A 19,464-nucleotide genomic window follows, 5' to 3' on the forward strand; every position below is an offset into this window, starting at 1 on the left:
TTCCTTGGAAGTTGTTGAATCAGGGTGACAGAATGGCGGTTAATCGCATTTTGTCAAAGCTCAAAGGATAGCTTCATGTCTCGCATCCACATTCGTTATTGCACCCAGTGTCAGTGGCTTTTACGCAGCGCCTGGTATGCCCAGGAGCTGCTGTCGACCTTCGGCGAACAGCTGGATGAAGTCGCGCTTTCGCCTTCGCACGGCGGCACGTTCGAAATCTGGTGCAACGATACGCTGCTCTGGGAGCGAAAGCGCGACGGCGGCTTTCCGGACAGCAAGGAGCTCAAAAAGCGCGTGCGCGACATCGTAAGCCCGGATCAGAACCTTGGGCATATCGACCGATGAGTCAGGATCGGTTGGCCATAACGTGCGGGCTGGGGGCGGTGGCGCTCTGGTCTACCGTCGCGACGGCGTTCAAGGTGGCGCTTTCGTTCATGAGCCCGCTGGAGCTTATGTGGATCGCCTCGCTGGTCTCCTGGCTATTGATGGGCGCGCTGGTCATCAAACGCGGGCTTTTGCGTCAGGCGGCAAGCGGGTGGAAAACGGCGGCCTGGGCGGGGCTGATGAACCCGGTGGCGTATTATCTTGTGCTGTTCGCCGCGTATGATCGCCTGCCGGGTCAGGAAGCCATGGCGCTCAACTATACCTGGGGGCTGACCATGGCGCTGCTTGCCGTTCCCCTTCTGGGTCATCGATTGTCCATGTCTGATTTTGCCGCCGGGTGCGTCGCCTACGCTGGCGTGTGGGTGATCGCCACGCGAGGGCAGGTGTTCGATGTCGCCTTCGAGGATCCAGTGGGCGTGGCGCTGGCGCTGGGGTCGACGCTTATCTGGGCACTCTATTGGCTGCTCAACACGCGCGATGCGCGCGAGCCGCTGGTCGGGCAGTGGCAAAATTTCTCCATCGGCTTGCCAATACTGACATTACTACTACTTTTAGGGCCGGGGATCACATGGCACGGCCTTGCTGCGCTAGGCGCTGGCGTTTACGTCGGACTCTTCGAGATGGGCATTGCATTCATCTTGTGGCAGCTGGCGATCCATCGTATATCGCGCACTGCGCGCGTCACCAACCTGATTTTTCTATCGCCGCCGGTCTCGCTTTTTCTACTGCATGTGGTGGTGGGTGAGCCGCTTTTGGCGTCTACCTTCGCTGGGCTCGCGTTGATTTTAACGGGGTTAGCGCTGCAGCAACTAACCAGCCACAAAAAAGCATGAAAAAAGCTGCAGAGGTTTTGTAGTTCTTAATTGTAAATATTTGTGACTTTTGTTTTGATGGCTTGTGCCTGACGCTTATTTACTTAAATTGAGTAGTGTGGGGGAAATAATCCTTGACACTTGGCTTTTGAAAAGCGCGCTCAGCGTTTCGGCCGGTGCGGGAAGCAAGCGGCAAGGGGTGTCGTGGTTTCAACGTTCGAGTGGAACGCTCATTGGGGATTCATGGATATGAAAGACAACGTTACAAACAAGCTGAAGCATTTCTTCTCTGCGCGGGCGATTCGCCCCTTGACCATGACGACCATGGCCTGTCTGCCGATCTCCGCGTTGGCGCAGTCTCTACCGGCCACTCTCTACTCGCCGGGCTCGACCGACCTGCCAAGCGCCATTCAGCAAACCATCATTACCAACCCTGAAGTCAATGCTGCATGGGCAAATTTCGAGGCCTCGGGAAGCGACATCCGCGCCGCGCAGGGCGGTTATTTGCCCACCATCGATGTGCGCGCCGGCGTGGGAATTCAGGATCAAAGCAACGACGGTCGGGGAAGCTATGATTCCGACTTTGCCGAGCTAACGCTGAGTCAAATGGTGTTCGATGGTTTCGCAACCCGCAGCGACGTCGAGCGTTTGGATCGCGCTCGTCTGGTTGCCTATTTCCAGCTCTTAGGGGCGAGTGAAGAAGTCGCGCTGGAAGCGTTTCGTACCTACCTCGATGTGCTTCGCTACCGTGAAATGGTGCGCTTGGCCCAGGACAATTACGCCCAGCATCAGCGCGTATTCAGCCAAATCGAAGAGCGCACGCTTTCCGGCGCCGGTCGCGGGGTCGATCTCGAACAAATCAGCGGCCGCCTGGCTTTGGCTGAATCGAACCTGATGACCGAGGCATCGAATCTTCACGATGTGACGGCGCGCTATCAGCGCATCGTGGGCCAGTTGCCTGCGCAAAACATGGCGCCTGCGCCGTCGCTCGAAGCCAACGTGCCCGCTGACGTTGCTCAGGCCGTGAGAATGGCGTTCGAAGGCAACCCGGATTTCCAGGCCGCGATCGAAAACATCGCCGTGGCCCGTGCCGAGCAGGAGAGCGCCCGCGCCGGTTTCATGCCGCGTCTGGATATTCAGGGCCGTACGGGCACCAACAACGAGGATAGTGTCGTACGCGGACGTACCGACGAACACAGTATTCAGCTTGTAGCGAGCATGAATCTGTACCGCGGAGGCTCTGATCTGGCAAGCTTCAACGCGGCCGCTTCGCGTATCGAGCAGGCGCAAAGCCAGCGCGAGCTGGCCTGTACCAACGTGCGCCAGACCACCCAAATCGCCTATAACGATACCCAGCGCATTCGCGAGCAGCTCAACTATCTCAACGAGCACCGCCAGTCCATCGATCGCGTACGCGGTGCCTATCAGCAGCAGTTCGATATTGGTCAGCGCACCCTGCTGGACGTGCTTGACAGTGAAAACGAGTACTTCGAGGCGAGCCGTGCCTATGCCAATGCCGAGTTCGACCTGACGCTCGCACAGGCGCGTACCCTGGCGTCCATGGGCCAACTGATGCCAGCGCTCAACGTAACGCGAGAAGATATCCCGAGTCTGGACGAGCTGGGTTATGACGGTGCTACCTTGAGTTCCGCCGATACCTGCGCCCTTGACGGCCCGCGTGGATTTACGCTGGAGGACTTTACCCGCGGTATCTCGATACCCCCGGCGCCCGAGGCTTCTCTTGACGCAGCCGCCTACCCCGACCCGGCTATCTCTGACGACCCAATGACCACTCCCGAGTATTGAGCCCGGACTCGGATTAGGCGCTCTTTTCGAGTGCCCGTACGTGCCTTTCGCTCCGCCTGCCGTTGTTGGTGGCGGGGCGTGGGTAAAAGGTCCGGCGCTTACAGGCGCGATGCTTACGAGGGCCAGCCTTTCGTTTAATCAAATACGTATCTTATACCGCTGTATTAAGCTTATTGCCCAGCGGCCGATGGTATCAAATATACCGAAATTTTCGGCTTGAATGCGTCGCGGCGAAGGTTTTGCAACGGTCGGTTGGGTCCATCGGCACCGAACGATTCAACGCTTTCGATGCTTGCGGCAGCCGACGGACAGGAGATCAGGTTTTAGTGGCTCAAGATAAACAGGTCGTCTCTACCCCTACCCGCGAACGCTCGGACGACGAGCTTCTCGAATGCCTAAAAGCGATTGCTTCTTACCACCAGCATGAGGTGTCGTCCGAGGCGCTCAAGGCGGGGTTACCGCTGGAAAAGGGCAACTTGACCCCGTCGGTGTTTGGCCGTGCGGCGCATCGTGCAGGTCTCACCGCGCGTATCGTCAAAAGCCCGCTGTTGGGCCTCAATCCGTCGCTCTTTCCGGCGGTACTGTTACTGGAACCGGGGCGAGCCTGCGTGCTGCTGGCGCTGGATACCAGGCAGCAAAAAGCGCGCGTCATTTTTCCCGAGCTTTCCGAGTCCGCCGTCGACGTAGCGCTCGATGAGCTCAACGGAGGCTATAGCGGTGAAGCGATCTACGTGCGCCCCCGGTTTCAGGCCGACAACACCTCCGAACCCGGCGTCGAGAAAAAGCGCGGTCAGCACTGGTTCTGGGGCGTCATCAAGGAGAATCGCCGGCTTTACCGCGATATCATCAGCGGGTCGATTGCGATCAACATCTTTGCGCTGGCCATGCCACTGTTCGTGCTCAACGTTTATGACCGCGTCGTGCCCAACCAGGCGACCGAAACGCTTTGGGTCATGGCGGCCGGGGTTTTCATCGTACTCTGTTTCGATCTGGTTCTTCGTTTGATGCGTAGTGGCTTCGTGGACCTCGCCGCCAGCCGTGCGGACGTCAAGCTGTCGTCCTCCATCATGAGCAAGGTGCTGGGCATGCGGATGGAAGAGCGTCCGGCCTCCACGGGGTCGTTCACCTCGACGCTGCAATCCTTCGAGTCGGTGCGTGCCTTCATTGGGTCGGCCACCATCATCGGGATCGTCGATCTGCCGTTCGTGCTGCTGTTCGCGGGTATCATTGCGCTGATCAATCCGTGGCTGGTTTTGCCGGTCATCGTGGGGATTCTTTTCGTATTGCTCTACGCACTCGCCGCCCAGGGCAAGCTGCATGAGCTTTCCGAAACCACCTGGGAGGTTGGCGCTCAGCGTAATGCGCTGCTGGTCGAGTCGGTTTCTCAACTCGAAAACGTCAAGGCGCTGCGTGCGGAGAGCCGTATTCAGCGCCATTGGGAAAAAGCCACGGCGTTTCTTTCGCGTACCAGCGCACAGCTCAAGTTAGTGAGCTCCTCGGTGTCGAGCGTTGCACTCTGGGCGCAAAACAGCGTGGCGGTCTGCGTCATCATCGTGGGGGTTTACCAAATCGTTCAGGGCAATCTGACCCAGGGCGGGCTGATCGCCTGCTATATGCTTTCGTCACGCGCGATGGCGCCGGTCAGCCAGGCTGCGGCCCTGCTGGCGCAGTATCACCAGTCTTCTACGGCGCTCGAGGGGCTCAATCGCGTCATGGAGAAAAAAGAGGAGCGCCACGAAGGCAAAGCCTACGTGGAGAAGCCCAGTGTGACCGGCCGTTTGGAACTCGACAAAGTCACGCTTCGCTACCCCAATGAGGAGCGTGATGCGCTGCGCGACGTCTCCATTGCCATCAAGGAAGGCGAGAAAGTCGCGCTATTGGGGCGCGTCGGCTGTGGCAAATCCTCGCTCAACAAGCTGCTATTGGGTTTTTATCAGCCCAGCGCCGGCGCTGTGATGCTCGACGGCGTGGATATTCGTCAGTTGGATCCGCTTCAACTGCGACGCCATTTGGGTTACGTGCCTCAGGAGGTCAGCCTGTTTTCCGGCTCGCTTCGCGACAATATCGTGGCCGGCGGTGGAAGCGACCATGTCGATGACCACGCGCTACTGCGAGCGATCAAGATCGCCGGGCTGGAAGCGCTGGTGAATAGTCATCCCAAGGGAGTCGATCTGCAGGTAGGTGAGCGCGGGCAGGCGCTATCCGGTGGTCAGAAGCAGGCGGTCGCCATTGCTCGGGCGGTGGTACAGGACCCGCAGGTACTGCTGCTCGATGAGCCGACCAGCGCGATGGATAACGCCAGCGAAGAGGCATTCAAGGCGAACCTGACCCGTATTGGTGAAGGTAAAACCATGCTGATCGTCACTCACCGCACGTCACTTCTGTCGCTCGTCGATCGCATCATCGTTATGGATGCGGGCAAGGTTGTCGCTGATGGCCCGCGTGATAGCGTGGTTGAAGCGCTGCGTAACGGCCAGATCGGGAGGGCATCGTAATGGCGAAGAACTCCTCCACCAGTGAACAAAAAGGGTTCGAGGCGATTGGTCGTTTCTCCGAAAAAGGGCAAAAGCCGTTTCGCCCGTTCATGGACCGACTGTTTGCGCGCCGGGTAAGTTCGGCTCACCTCAACCGCGACTGGGCAAGCGACACCGACTGGGCGCGCATGCAGCAGGAGCCCATCCGCGCACGGCTGTTTTTGTACGTGACATTGCTGGCCTTCATTGCCGTCCTCGTCTGGGCCTATTTCGCACCCATCGATGAGGTGACTCGCGGTAGTGGGCGCGTGATTCCAGCAAGCCACCTTCAGCGCATTCAGTCCTTCGATGGCGGCGTGATCGAAGAGATCAATGTGCGCGAGGGTCAGGTCGTAAGCCAGGGCGAAGTGCTGATGCAGATCGACCCCACGCGTTTCGTCTCCGATTTCCGCGAAAACCGTGCTCAGCGCTACGCGCTGGAAGCGCGTGCCGAGCGGCTGCGGGCGCTGGCGACCGGCACCGAGTTCGAACCCTCGGAAGAGCTTCGCCAGGAAGTTCCGCATATCGTCATGCAGGAGCGCGAGGCCTACGAGAGCAGTCTTGTGGAGCTTCGCGAGCAGGAGAACGTGCTCGAGGATCGCGTTCGCCAGCGTCAGGAAGAGCTCAGAGAAGCTCAGGCGCGTCGCGATACGGCGGGGCGTGAAGCCAGTATGGCCAGCCAGGAGTTGAATCTGACTCGACCGCTGCTGGCGTCCGGCGCCGTATCCGAGGTCGAGGTGCTGCGCCTTCAGCGCGAAGTGTCCCGTGCGACTGGCGAGCGCAACCAGGCCGATGCCTCGGTATCCCGTCTGCAAGCCGCCGTTGAAGAGTCGCAGACTCAGCTGCGCGAGCAAAGCGCCGAGCGGCGCAGCCAGTGGCGCAGTGACCTGGCTCAAGCGGTGGGTGATTTGAACGCGCTTCAGCAGTCCGGCACCGGGCTACAGGATCGGGTGCGTTTGACCGAGATTCGCTCGCCGGTCGATGGCGTCATCCAGCGCATCCATATCAATACCATCGGCGGGGTAGCGCAGCCCGGCCAGGAGGTCATCGAGATCATCCCGAGCGACGACCAGCTGTTGGTCGAGGCCCGTATTGCGCCCCAGGACATCGCTTTTCTGCATCCGGGGCAGGCCTCTACTATCAAGCTCACCGCCTACGATTACGCTATTTACGGTGGCCTGCAGGCGGAGCTTGAGCATATCAGCGCCGATACGATTACCGACGACGACGGCAATACCTTTTACCTGGTACGCGTACGCAGCCTGCAGGACGAGAACGCTACTGAAGGGCTTCAGGTCATTCCAGGCATGACAGCGCAGGTCGATATCGTGACAGGTAAACGAACGGTGATGCAGTTTTTGCTGAAGCCCGTTTTAAGAGCGTGGCGTGACTCAATGGGAGAGCGCTAATGAAACATGTTTTTATCACAAGTGATGGAAGTCTCAAGGCGCGTTGGCAAGGCGCTCTACCCGACGCGATAGCCGTTACCTCTGACCAGGCGATCACACGTTCAGAGTCTGGGGATGTGGTTTGGATCACCACGACCGTCGAGGACTGGCGCGCGCAAACCACGGCGATTAGCCGCCAGGGCGCAAGCGTGGTGGTCATGAGCTACGCCCCTAACGACCGCGAGGCGCTGCTGGCGCTTGAGCTGGGGGCTCGTGGCTATACCCATACGCTTTCTGCACCCGAAGTGCTCAAACAGGTCGCGCTGGTCGTTACCCATCAGGGTGTCTGGGTGGGCCAGTCGCTTTTATCGCGTGTGCTCACAGGCTCTGTCCAGGCGCTGCAGCAGCGAACCGGTGACGATATCACCCATCAGGGCCAGCAGTTTCTTGCCACGCTGACAGAGCGTGAACGAGCGGTAGCGCTAGCCGTTGCCCGCGGGGGCGCTAACAAGGAAGTCGCTCGAGAGCTTGCGATTACCGAGCGCACGGTAAAGGCCCACTTGAGCGCCATCTTCAAGAAACTGGCGGTACGCGATCGCCTGCAGCTCATTTTGAAGCTTTCTTCGGACGCCGAAAAACGCATTTCTTGAGCTAACGCCCAAGCGCCTACCCGCAGTGCATGGATGCCCCTCTGCGGGCAGCAAGTTACATTACTTTACTGTCCTTCAGTACAATAGGGAGGGGGCGCCAAATCCCTTACTATTGCGCTATAAGCCGTTCTTTTCACTCGCACGACGGGTGAGCGGGCGGCCACTAATACTCATCGGGGATTTACCTAAATGGCAACAGCAACGGTCATCGCTATCACCGGGGACGCTTGGGTCACGGATGGAAAGGGTAACCGGCACGAGGTCAAAATCGGCGATACGCTTATCGAAGGCGAAACACTGATTACCTCGGACGGTGGACGAGTCGAACTCGATTTTGGCGATGGCGCAGGGGCAGACGTGGTGGAAGGCGGGCAGTCCATGGAGCTGACTCCGGACCTTGATCGTGAAACCGTTGTCTCTTCCGATGAAGCCAGCGTGCTGGATGACGATATCGATGCCTTGTTGGCCGCTCTTGAAGACGACGATATCGATCTTCTTGATCTTCTCGACCCCACCGCTGCCGGCGGTGCCGGTGGCGGCGGCGGCGGGGGCAATAGCTTCGTTCGCGTGGCGCGTATCTCCGAAGAGGTAAGCCCCCTAAGCTTTACTACCGCTGGCCCCACGGCAGGTACACCGCCCGTCTTTTTTACGCTAAATCCCCCCGGCCCCGATGACACAGCCCCCGATACCGATATCCCGCTAAGCCCGGACGACCCCCTGATCCCCGGCGATGATGACGGTGATGCCGATGCGGACGCAGACGCTGATGCAGATGCAGATGCAGATGCTGACGCCGATACGGACGCAGACGCTGACGCAGATGCGGATGCAGATGCTGACGCCGATACTGACGCTGACGCAGATGCGGATGCCGACAGTGATTCGGACTCTGACAGTGACTCCGATTCCGACAGCGATTCAGACGCCGACAGTGACTCGGATTCCGATAGCGACTCGGATTCCGATAGCGACTCGGATTCCGATAGCGACTCGGACTCTGACAGCGATTCGGACTCCGACAGCGATTCGGATTCAGACAGCGACTCTGATTCCGATAGCGACTCCGACTCTGACAGCGATTCGGATTCCGATAGCGACTCGGATTCCGATAGCGACTCGGATTCCGACAGCGACTCGGATTCCGACAGCGACTCGGACTCCGATAGTGACTCGGACTCCGATAGTGACTCGGACTCTGACAGCGACTCTGATTCCGACAGCGATTCAGACTCTGATAGCGATTCGGACTCCGATAGCGATTCAGATTCGGACAGTGACTCCGATTCCGACAGCGACTCCGATTCGGATAGCGATTCTGACTCCGATAGCGACTCCGACTCTGATAGCGATTCGGATTCCGATAGCGACTCGGATTCCGACAGCGACTCGGATTCAGATAGCGACTCCGACAGTGACTCCGATTCCGACAGCGACTCGGATTCAGATAGCGACTCCGACAGCGACTCGGACTCCGACAGCGACTCTGACTCTGACAGCGATTCGGACTCTGACAGCGATTCGGATTCCGACAGTGATTCGGATTCCGACAGTGATTCGGATTCCGACAGTGATTCAGACTCCGATAGCGATTCAGATTCCGACAGCGACTCGGACTCCGATAGTGACTCGGACTCCGATAGCGATTCAGATTCCGACAGCGACTCGGACTCGGACAGTGACTCTGATTCCGATAGCGATTCGGACTCAGACAGCGACTCTGATTCCGATAGTGACTCGGACTCGGATAGCGACTCCGACTCTGACAGCGATTCGGACTCTGATAGTGACTCGGACTCCGACAGCGACTCCGATTCCGACAGTGATTCGGATTCTGACAGTGACTCCGATTCCGACAGCGACTCCGATTCCGACAGTGATTCGGATTCTGACAGTGACTCCGATTCCGACAGCGACTCCGATTCGGATAGCGATTCGGACTCTGATAGCGATTCGGACAGTGATTCCGACTCTGACAGCGACTCTGATTCCGATAGTGACTCGGACTCCGACAGTGATTCAGACTCCGATAGCGATTCAGATTCCGACAGCGACTCGGATTCTGACAGTGATTCCGATTCCGACAGCGATTCGGACTCCGACAGTGATTCCGACTCTGACAGCGATTCGGACTCTGATAGTGACGCGGACTCCGACAGCGACTCGGATTCCGATAGTGACTCGGACTCTGATAGCGATTCAGATTCCGACAGCGACTCGGACTCTGACAGCGACTCTGATTCCGATAGTGACTCGGACTCCGATAGCGATTCAGATTCCGACAGCGACTCGGATTCAGATAGTGACTCGGACTCTGATAGTGACTCCGATTCCGATAGTGACTCGGACTCCGATAGCGATTCAGATTCCGACAGCGACTCGGATTCTGACAGTGACTCGGATTCCGATAGCGACTCCGACTCCGACAGTGACTCCGATTCTGACAGCGACTCTGACTCTGACAGCGATTCGGACTCTGATAGCGATTCGGATTCCGATAGCGATTCAGATTCCGACAGCGACTCGGATTCCGACAGCGACTCGGACTCTGACAGCGATTCGGATTCCGACAGTGATTCGGATTCCGATAGCGATTCAGATTCCGACAGCGACTCGGATTCCGACAGCGACTCGGATTCCGACAGCGACTCGGACTCTGACAGCGACTCTGATTCCGATAGTGACTCGGACTCCGACAGTGATTCAGACTCCGATAGCGATTCAGATTCCGATAGCGATTCGGACTCCGACAGCGATTCGGATTCAGACAGCGACTCTGATTCCGATAGCGACTCCGACAGCGACTCCGACTCTGACAGCGATTCGGATTCCGATAGCGACTCGGACTCCGACAGCGATTCGGATTCAGACAGCGACTCTGATTCCGATAGCGACTCCGACAGCGACTCCGACTCTGACAGCGATTCGGATTCCGATAGCGACTCGGATTCCGATAGCGACTCGGATTCCGACAGCGACTCGGATTCCGATAGCGACTCGGATTCCGACAGCGACTCGGATTCCGATAGTGACTCGGACTCCGATAGTGACTCGGACTCTGACAGCGACTCTGATTCCGACAGCGATTCAGACTCTGATAGCGATTCGGACTCCGATAGCGATTCAGATTCGGACAGTGACTCCGATTCCGACAGCGACTCCGATTCGGATAGCGATTCTGACTCCGATAGCGACTCCGACTCTGATAGCGATTCGGATTCCGATAGCGACTCGGATTCCGACAGCGACTCCGACAGCGACTCGGACTCCGACAGCGACTCTGACTCTGACAGCGATTCGGATTCCGATAGCGACTCGGATTCCGACAGCGACTCGGATTCCGATAGCGATTCAGATTCCGACAGCGACTCGGATTCTGACAGTGACTCCGATTCCGACAGCGATTCGGACTCCGACAGTGATTCCGACTCTGACAGCGATTCGGACTCAGACAGCGACTCTGATTCCGATAGTGACTCGGACTCGGATAGCGACTCCGACTCTGACAGCGATTCGGACTCTGATAGTGACTCGGACTCCGACAGCGACTCCGATTCCGACAGTGATTCGGATTCTGACAGTGACTCCGATTCAGACTCTGACAGTGACTCGGATTCAGATAGCGACTCGGATTCAGATAGCGACTCGGACTCTGATAGTGACTCCGATTCCGACAGTGACTCCGACAGCGACTCCGATTCGGATAGCGATTCGGACTCTGACAGCGATTCAGATTCCGACAGCGACTCGGATTCCGATAGCGACTCGGATTCAGATAGCGACTCGGACTCTGATAGCGACTCGGACTCTGATAGCGACTCCGATTCCGACAGTGACTCCGATTCGGACAGCGATTCAGACTCGGATTCAGATAGCGACTCGGACTCTGATAGTGACTCCGATTCCGACAGTGATTCGGACTCCGACAGTGACTCGGATTCTGACAGTGACTCCGATTCCGACAGCGACTCCGATTCGGATAGCGATTCGGACTCTGATAGCGATTCGGACTCTGATAGTGACTCGGACTCCGACAGCGACTCGGATTCCGACAGCGACTCGGATTCCGACAGCGACTCGGATTCCGACAGCGACTCCGACTCTGACAGCGATTCGGACTCCGATAGCGATTCGGATTCCGACAGTGATTCCGACTCTGACAGTGATTCGGATTCCGACAGCGACTCTGACTCAGACAGCGACTCGGATTCCGATAGCGACTCGGACTCCGACAGTGATTCGGATTCTGACAGTGACTCCGATTCAGACTCCGACAGCGACTCGGACTCTGACAGCGATTCGGATTCCGACAGTGACTCCGACTCCGACAGCGATTCAGACTCGGACAGTGACTCTGATTCCGACAGCGACTCGGACTCGGACGGTGATCACGATCCGGACTCGGATAACGAGTCCGATGGTCCCGAGGAGGAGGAAGAGGAGGAAGAGATAAAAGCCACGATCACCATTGATAACGTAACCAAGGACAATGTTGTTAATGGGGAAGAGGCGAAGGGGCCTGTCAAAATTACCGGCACCGTGGGCGGCGACGCCAAGGCCGGCGACACGGTCACCCTGACCGTGGGCGAGAATACCTACGGCGGCGAGGTCGTGGCCGACGTCGAGGGCAACCTCACCTACGCCATCGACGTGCCCGGATCGGTTCTGGCCGACAACGACACGATTCGTGCCGACGTGACCGGCACCGACGCGGACGGCAACGCCTATACGGGCGAAACGGACAAGACCTACACCGTCAATCTCGACGCCAGCGCCACGATCACCATCGACCAGATCGCCGGTGACGGCGTGGTCAACGGCGACGAAGCGAAGGGCGATATCACCATCACCGGCACCGTGGGCGGCGACGCGAAAGCAGGCGACACCGTCACGCTGAGCGTGGGCGACAACACCCACACCGGCACCGTCGGTGAGGATCTGACCTACGCCATCGACGTGCCCGGATCGGAGCTGGCCGAGCACACCGCGATTACCGCGGAAGTGACCGGCACCGACGCGGACGGCAACGCCTATACCGGCGAAACGGACAAGACCTACACCGTCAACCTGGACGCCAGCGCCACGATCACCATTGACCAGATCGCCGGTGACGGCGTGGTCAACGGCGACGAAGCGAAGGGCGATATCACCATCACCGGCACCGTTGGCGGCGACGCGAAAGCAGGCGACACCGTCACGCTGAGCGTGGGCGACAACACCCACACCGGCACCGTCGGTGAGGATCTGACCTACGCCATCGACGTGCCCGGATCGGAGCTGGCCGAGCACACCGCGATTACCGCGGAAGTGACCGGCACCGACGCGGACGGCAACGCCTATACGGGCGAAACGGACAAGACCTACACCGTCAATCTCGACGCCAGCGCCACGATCACCATCGACCAGATCGCCGGTGACGGCGTGGTCAACGGCGACGAAGCGAAGGGCGATATCACCATCACCGGCACCGTGGGCGGCGACGCGAAAGCAGGCGACACCGTCACGCTGAGCGTGGGCGACAACACCCACACCGGCACCGTCGGTGAGGATCTGACCTACGCCATCGACGTGCCCGGATCGGAGCTGGCCGAGCACACCGCGATTACCGCAAAAGTGACCGGCACCGACACGGACGGCAACGGCTACGAAGCCAACGCCGAGCGCGACTACAGCGTGAACCTGGACGCCAGCGCCACGATCACCATCGACACCATTGCCGGTGACGGCGTGGTCAACGGCGAGGAATCGAAGGGCGACGTGACCATCACCGGTACCGTCGGCGGCGACGCCAAGGCAGGCGACACCGTCACGCTGACCGTGGGCGACAATACCCACACCGGCACCGTCGGTGAGGATCTGACCTACGCCATCGACGTGCCCGGATCGGAGCTGGCCGAGCACACCGCGATTACCGCAAAAGTGACCGGCACCGACACGGACGGCAACGGCTACGAAGCCAACGCCGACCGCGATTACAGCGTGAACCTGGACGCCAGCGCCACGATCACCATCGACACCATTGCCGGTGACGACGTGGTCAACGGCGAGGAAGCGAAGGGTGATGTGACCGTGACCGGCACCGTGGGCGGCGACGCGAAAGCGGGCGACACCGTCACCCTGACCGTGGGCGAGAATACCTACGGCGGCGAGGTCGTGGCCGACGTCGAGGGCAACCTCACCTACGCCATCGACGTGCCCGGATCGGTTCTGGCCGACAACGACACGATCCGTGCCGACGTGACCGGCACCGACGCGGACGGCAACGGCTACGAAGCCAACGCCGAGCGCGACTACAGCGTGAACCTGGACGCCAGCGCCACGATCACCATCGACACCATTGCCGGTGACGACGTGGTCAACGGCGAGGAAGCGAAGGGCGACGTGACCGTGACCGGCACCGTGGGCGGCGACGCGAAAGCGGGCGACACCGTCACCCTGACCGTGGGCGAGAATACCTACGGCGGCGAGGTCGTGGCCGATGGTGAAGGCAACCTCACCTACGCCATCGACGTGCCGGGAGCGATGCTGGCCGACAACGACAGCATCACGGCCGAAGTCACCGGCACCGACGACGCGGGCAACAGCTACCGTCAGGACGCCGAGCGCGGTTACGAGGTCAACCTGGACGCCAGCGCCACGATCACCATCGACACCATTGCCGGTGACGACGTGGTCAACGGCGAGGAAGCGAAGGGCGACGTGACCGTGACCGGCACCGTGGGCGGCGACGCGAAAGCGGGCGACACCGTCACCCTGACCGTGGGCGAGAATACCTACGGCGGCGAGGTCGTGGCCGACGGTGAAGGCAACCTCACCTACGCCATCGACGTGCAGGGAGCGATGCTGGCCGACAACGACAGCATCACGGCCGAAGTCACCGGCACCGACGACGCGGGCAACAGCTACCGTCAGGACGCCGAGCGCGGTTACGAGGTCAACCTGGACGCCAGCGCCACGATCACCATCGACACCATTGCCGGTGACGACGTGGTCAACGGCGAGGAAGCGAAGGGCGACGTGACCATCACCGGTACCGTGGGCGGCGACGCCAAGGCCGGCGACACCGTCACCCTGACCGTGGGCGAGAATACCTACGGCGGCGAGGTCGTGGCCGACGGTGAAGGCAACCTCACCTACGCCATCGACGTACCCGGATCGGTTCTGGCCGACAACGACACGATTCGTGCCGACGTGACCGGCACCGACGCGGACGGCAACGCCTATACGGGCGAAACGGACAAGACCTACACCGTCAATCTCGACGCCAGCGCCACGATCACCATCGACACCATTGCCGGTGACGACGTGGTCAACGGCGAGGAAGCGAAGGGCGACGTGACCGTGACCGGCACCGTGGGCGGCGACGCGAAAGCGGGCGACACGGTCACCCTGACCGTGGGCGAGAATACCTACGGCGGTGAGGTCGTGGCCAACGGTGAAGGCAACCTCACCTACGCCATCGACGTGCCCGGATCGGAGCTGGCCGAGCACACCGCGATTACCGCAAAAGTGACCGGCACCGACACGGACGGCAACGGCTACGAAGCCAACGCCGAGCGCGACTACAGCGTGAACCTGGACGCCAGCGCCACGATCACCATCGACACCATTGCCGGTGACGGCGTGGTCAACGGCGAGGAATCGAAGGGCGACGTGACCATCACCGGTACCGTCGGCGGCGACGCCAAGGCAGGCGACACCGTCACGCTGACCGTGGGCGACAATACCCACACCGGCACCGTCGGTGAGGATCTGACCTACGCCATCGACGTGCCCGGATCGGAGCTGGCCGAGCACACCGCGATTACCGCAAAAGTGACCGGCACCGACACGGACGGCAACGGCTACGAAGCCAACGCCGACCGCGATTACAGCGTGAACCTGGACGCCAGCGCCACGATCACCATCGACACCATTGCCGGTGACGACGTGGTCAACGGCGAGGAAGCGAAGGGTGATGTGACCGTGACCGGCACCGTGGGCGGCGACGCGAAAGCGGGCGACACCGTCACCCTGACCGTGGGCGAGAATACCTACGGCGGCGAGGTCGTGGCCGACGTCGAGGGCAACCTCACCTACGCCATCGACGTGCCCGGATCGGTTCTGGCCGACAACGACACGATCCGTGCCGACGTGACCGGCACCGACGCGGACGGCAACGCCTATACGGGCGAAACGGACAAGACCTACACCGTCAATCTCGACGCCAGCGCCACGATCACCATCGACGAGATCGCCGGGGACGGCGTGGTCAACGGTGACGAAGCGAAGGGCGACGTGACCATTACCGGCACCGTCGGCGGCGACGCGAAGGCGGGTGACACCGTCACGCTGAGCGTGGGTGGCGAAACCTATTCGGGCGATGTGCTCGAGGGCGATAACGGCGCTCTGACCTACGCCATCAATGTGCCGGGCTCGGTATTGGCCAACCACGACAGCGTTAAAGCGGAGGTAGTTGGTAAGGACGAGGCAGGTAACGATTACAGCGCAGAGGCTAACCAGGATTACAGCGTTTATCTTGACGCCAGCGCTACGCTGACTTCCAAGCTCCAGCCGGAGGCCGATGAAGATGGTGCGACGGTCACTTATACGATCACGCTGAGTTCAGCACTTGAGACCGATACAACATTTACATTCGATGTGAATGAAGAGGTGCAAAGCATCACGGTCGAAGCAGGGGCTACCACGGCATCGAGCAGCTATTACTACAGCGATTCTGATGTCTATGTCGATGACGATACCATTAGCGCGCCGTCTGACTTGCAAGTTATTGGCGATAATGGCAGCTGGAACTGGAGCCTGTTGAATGAGGCTGAATCCTATTACATCGAGGATTCCATCGATGTAACGACGGTCAACCTGAGTGCCTCTGTCATCAAGACGTCGATGATAGACGTCACCAACGTCGATAAATCCGATAGCTTTACGGTAACGGCGTACGGCACTGATGGTGAGCGCGGAGAGATTTCTCGGGTCACCGGTACCAATCACGATGGCTTCGGTGTGGTAGGCAAGACCTCTGGTAGCGCGGCAAACAGCGAGTTGGGCTATGGCACTAACGGTACCAGCGAAAAAATCGTTATCGACTTTAATAACGAGATCGAAAGCTTCGACGTCCAGTTCGCATGGCGAAACAACCGCGAAAAAGCCCGGGTCGATTTTAAGGATGCCGATAACAATCCTGTGGGGCATGCCATCATATCGGGAGGCGGTGGCTCAGACGCACGGGTGACGTATTTCAACGCCAATGATGAAGAAGTGCGACAAGAAAGCGTGCAGGGCGGCTCTGATCGTGTAGATCTGGCCTATACGTTTAAACCTGAAATTGGCAAGACGTTTACCAGCGCTGAATTTACCGCGGTAGATAATGACGACGACTACCTCATCCACTCCATCGCTTATAAGGAGGTGGTCAAGGGTGGGGCCACTACCATCAGCGGTGAGTCAGAGGTCACGTTCGTGGTCGAAACGTCCAACCCGCCCGATGTCACTCAATACACCTTCCAGGGGGATGACTTCCCAACGGCGATTGTTGAGATCAATGGTGAGCGTCATACCGTCACTCTAGACCGCGACGGAAAAGGAGCTGTAACGGTCAATGTCGATGGCAGCGGCGACCTGAACGCCAAGGTAATCGAAGTCAACGGCAACTTCGAGAAAGTCGAGGTGCCGGTCAGCCTGACACTGGAAAGCACCACGGTCGACGACGCCGTGGCCCAAACGCCCACGGTGAGTATCTCGCTGGGTGACGCCACCGCGATCGACAAGACGGGAACGATCGAGGCACAGACGAAGTCATTTGAGCTTACGCTGGGCGATGAGCGCGGCGATGGCAATATCTCGGGCTCCTGGTGGTATGACTACTCCGAATCTGACGCCAAAACGTTCGATTTCGGTAAGGTACACGCCGGGCAGGAAGTCAGCATTACCTTGCCTCACACGATTCAGGGCACCTGGAATTCGGGCAATGGAGTTTACAACGATAACTGGGTAGTCAAAGTCAACGGTGGGAAGGAGTTCGTCTTCAAGGACTACGGTTCTCCCGCGAACTACTACCTGAACGAAAACTATACGGCAACGATTACCACTACTCTCGATAATGACGGTAAGCTGAGATTGGACTTCAGTGCATCGACAACCGAGACGAGTGAAATCGTTAAGGTCAATGGCGCAACGGCCACGGTTGGCGCGATCGAAATTACCGAAGTAGACGCGTATCGCTATGAAGTCGATTTAAACGCCGCACTCAACGATACCGATGGTGACGAGACGCTCAGTATCCGCGTGACCGGGGTGCCGGAAGGCGCAACCTTGAGCCAGGGCGCATTGCAAAGCGACGGAAGCTGGTTGATCGAAGCGTCCGGCGATACGTTCGCAAGCGACGGTTTAACGTTGACAGTGCCTGCTTCGTTGGCCGGCCAAGGCATCCAACTAACGGCGGAAGCCATTGCCACAGAGCTGAACGCGACGGATGAGGCTGATAGGCAAGACAGTGCGTTTGCCAGCACGGTTGAGGTCACCGTACCTACACCGGCTTCACCAGATAATGAAGACGTCAAACCTGAGTCCTCCTCTGTGAGCATCGATAGCGTCGAGACTGCTCAGGAAGCAGGTGTGGATGTACTTGCCAAGGTATGGGGAAGTCTGGGAGGTCATAACTTTGGTGTCTCCGGTAATCGAGTCGATACCAGCGACACGAACCAGACCGTGTCGAGTAGCCACCTGAGCGTGGGCAACACGAGTAATCTCTCGGTTCGTTCACAAGCGGGTAGCAACGAAACGGCATACTTCCAGGTAGGTGATACGTACAAGCTGAGCTGGACGGAGTCGGTGACCCAATACTATGTGAAAACGTGGTATGGCATCCCCATCGGAAAATACCTGCACACTACGTATGAAGAAAAAGCCATGGAGGGTACGGTTACTCGTTCGGATAAGTCGGGCGTTAACGGTACCGAAACTGACATAGTGGTTTTCAGTGGTCATGTAGACGGTAAGGCGCAGACTCTGGTGCTCGATAGCAAGGGAATCAGTAATGCCAACTATCTCGTGAATGACCAATTCTCTGAGACCACCGTCGGCTTCCGTGAAATGAAGGTAGCTGGCTCGGCCGGTCCGGACGCAGAGGTGAGCATTACCGATGCAAGCGGTAAGGTAGTCGATACCGTCAAGGCAGATGCCAACGGCGAATGGACCACGTCCCTGAAGCGTATCGAAAGCTCCACCGGCGAGCTCAAGGCCACCGCGGTTGATGCCAATGGCAACGTCTCGACGGATATCAAGCACTTCGAGCTGGGCGACAAGGGCAGTAACATGCTCCCCGGTACCGAAGGCAACGATATCCTTTACGGCGGTGCTGGTAACGATATCCTGATCGGCGGTGCCAGTGACGACGTGCTGATCGGTGGAAAAGGCGACGATGTTCTCTATGGCGGATCCGGTAGCGATACGCTTTACGGCGGCGGCGGTGCCGATACGTTCAAGTGGGAGTTCGGTGACCAGGGAACAAGCACCAAGGCGGCCGTGGATACCGTCATGGACTTCAACAAGGGGGTGTATGGCAAGGATGCTCAAGCGGATCGCCTGGATCTCTCCGATCTCTTGAAGGGCGAAAGCGATGAGACCATCGATCAATACATCCGCGCCGAACAGAAAGGCAGCGATACCATTCTGCACATCAAGTCAGAAGGTGGCTTGTCGGCAGATAACAGTAACGCGGATCAGCGGGTTGTACTGAAAGACGTCACCATGCCCCAGGGCGAAAGCTCGTCGGACTTCCTGCAAAGCATGCTGCAGGATCATCAGCTGAAGATCGACCAGTAAGACATCACGTTACGCATCGTGTAACACCAAGGCCGCCTCCGGGCGGCCTTTTTTAACCTTGAACCCTGTTTAACGAGAGAAGGGGGTTGCC

7 protein-coding genes are annotated in these 19,464 nt (G+C 58.8%); all 7 read left to right on the plus strand.

Annotated features, from left to right (window positions below; all coding sequences use genetic code 11):
* The first annotated feature begins 75 nt into the window (after positions 1 to 75).
* The 7 genes from RN346_RS05920 to RN346_RS05950 all read left to right on the plus strand — a co-directional run bounded on the left by RN346_RS05920 (position 76) and on the right by RN346_RS05950 (position 19,373).
* Positions 76 to 345 carry a SelT/SelW/SelH family protein gene (locus RN346_RS05920; RefSeq protein WP_263584542.1) on the plus strand — a complete coding sequence of 90 codons (270 nt, stop codon included), beginning with the start codon at positions 76 to 78 and terminating at the stop codon, positions 343 to 345.
* On the plus strand, positions 342 to 1,217 hold the full coding sequence (locus RN346_RS05925; RefSeq protein ID WP_311962433.1) for a DMT family transporter: 876 nt from the start codon (positions 342 to 344) through the stop codon (positions 1,215 to 1,217). The genes RN346_RS05920 and RN346_RS05925 overlap by 4 nt, the downstream gene beginning before the upstream one ends.
* Before the next feature lie 228 nt (positions 1,218 to 1,445).
* On the plus strand, positions 1,446 to 3,002 hold the full coding sequence (locus RN346_RS05930) for a TolC family outer membrane protein (protein ID WP_311962434.1): 1,557 nt from the start codon (positions 1,446 to 1,448) through the stop codon (positions 3,000 to 3,002).
* 326 nt (positions 3,003 to 3,328) lie between these two features.
* Complete coding sequence (locus tag RN346_RS05935) at positions 3,329 to 5,497, plus strand: type I secretion system permease/ATPase (protein ID WP_311960492.1); 2,169 nt, start codon at positions 3,329 to 3,331, stop codon at positions 5,495 to 5,497.
* Positions 5,497 to 6,924 carry an HlyD family type I secretion periplasmic adaptor subunit gene (locus tag RN346_RS05940; RefSeq protein WP_263584538.1) on the plus strand — a complete coding sequence of 476 codons (1,428 nt, stop codon included), beginning with the start codon at positions 5,497 to 5,499 and terminating at the stop codon, positions 6,922 to 6,924. The genes RN346_RS05935 and RN346_RS05940 overlap by 1 nt, the downstream gene beginning before the upstream one ends.
* Positions 6,924 to 7,553, plus strand: coding sequence for a response regulator transcription factor (locus RN346_RS05945; RefSeq protein ID WP_311962435.1), 630 nt, complete (start codon positions 6,924 to 6,926; stop codon positions 7,551 to 7,553). The genes RN346_RS05940 and RN346_RS05945 overlap by 1 nt, the downstream gene beginning before the upstream one ends.
* 189 nt (positions 7,554 to 7,742) lie before the next feature.
* Entirely contained in the window at positions 7,743 to 19,373 is an 11,631-nt protein-coding gene (locus RN346_RS05950) for an Ig-like domain-containing protein (RefSeq protein WP_311962436.1), read from the plus strand.
* Positions 19,374 to 19,464 lie beyond the last annotated feature (91 nt).

The organism is Halomonas sp. PAMB 3232 (assembly GCF_031954225.1).
Classification (GTDB): Bacteria; Pseudomonadota; Gammaproteobacteria; order Pseudomonadales; family Halomonadaceae; genus Vreelandella.

Excerpts from the sequence above, each read along its gene's own strand:
- RN346_RS05925 (WP_311962433.1), top strand. The coding sequence starts at position 342 with ATGAGTCAGGATCGGTTGGCCATAACGTGCGGGCTGGGGGCGGTGGCG.
- RN346_RS05920 (WP_263584542.1), top strand. The coding sequence starts at position 76 with ATGTCTCGCATCCACATTCGTTATTGCACCCAGTGTCAGTGGCTTTTA.
- RN346_RS05945 (WP_311962435.1), top strand. The coding sequence starts at position 6,924 with ATGAAACATGTTTTTATCACAAGTGATGGAAGTCTCAAGGCGCGTTGG.
- RN346_RS05940 (WP_263584538.1), top strand. The coding sequence starts at position 5,497 with ATGGCGAAGAACTCCTCCACCAGTGAACAAAAAGGGTTCGAGGCGATT.
- RN346_RS05950 (WP_311962436.1), top strand. The coding sequence starts at position 7,743 with ATGGCAACAGCAACGGTCATCGCTATCACCGGGGACGCTTGGGTCACG.
- RN346_RS05930 (WP_311962434.1), top strand. The coding sequence starts at position 1,446 with ATGAAAGACAACGTTACAAACAAGCTGAAGCATTTCTTCTCTGCGCGG.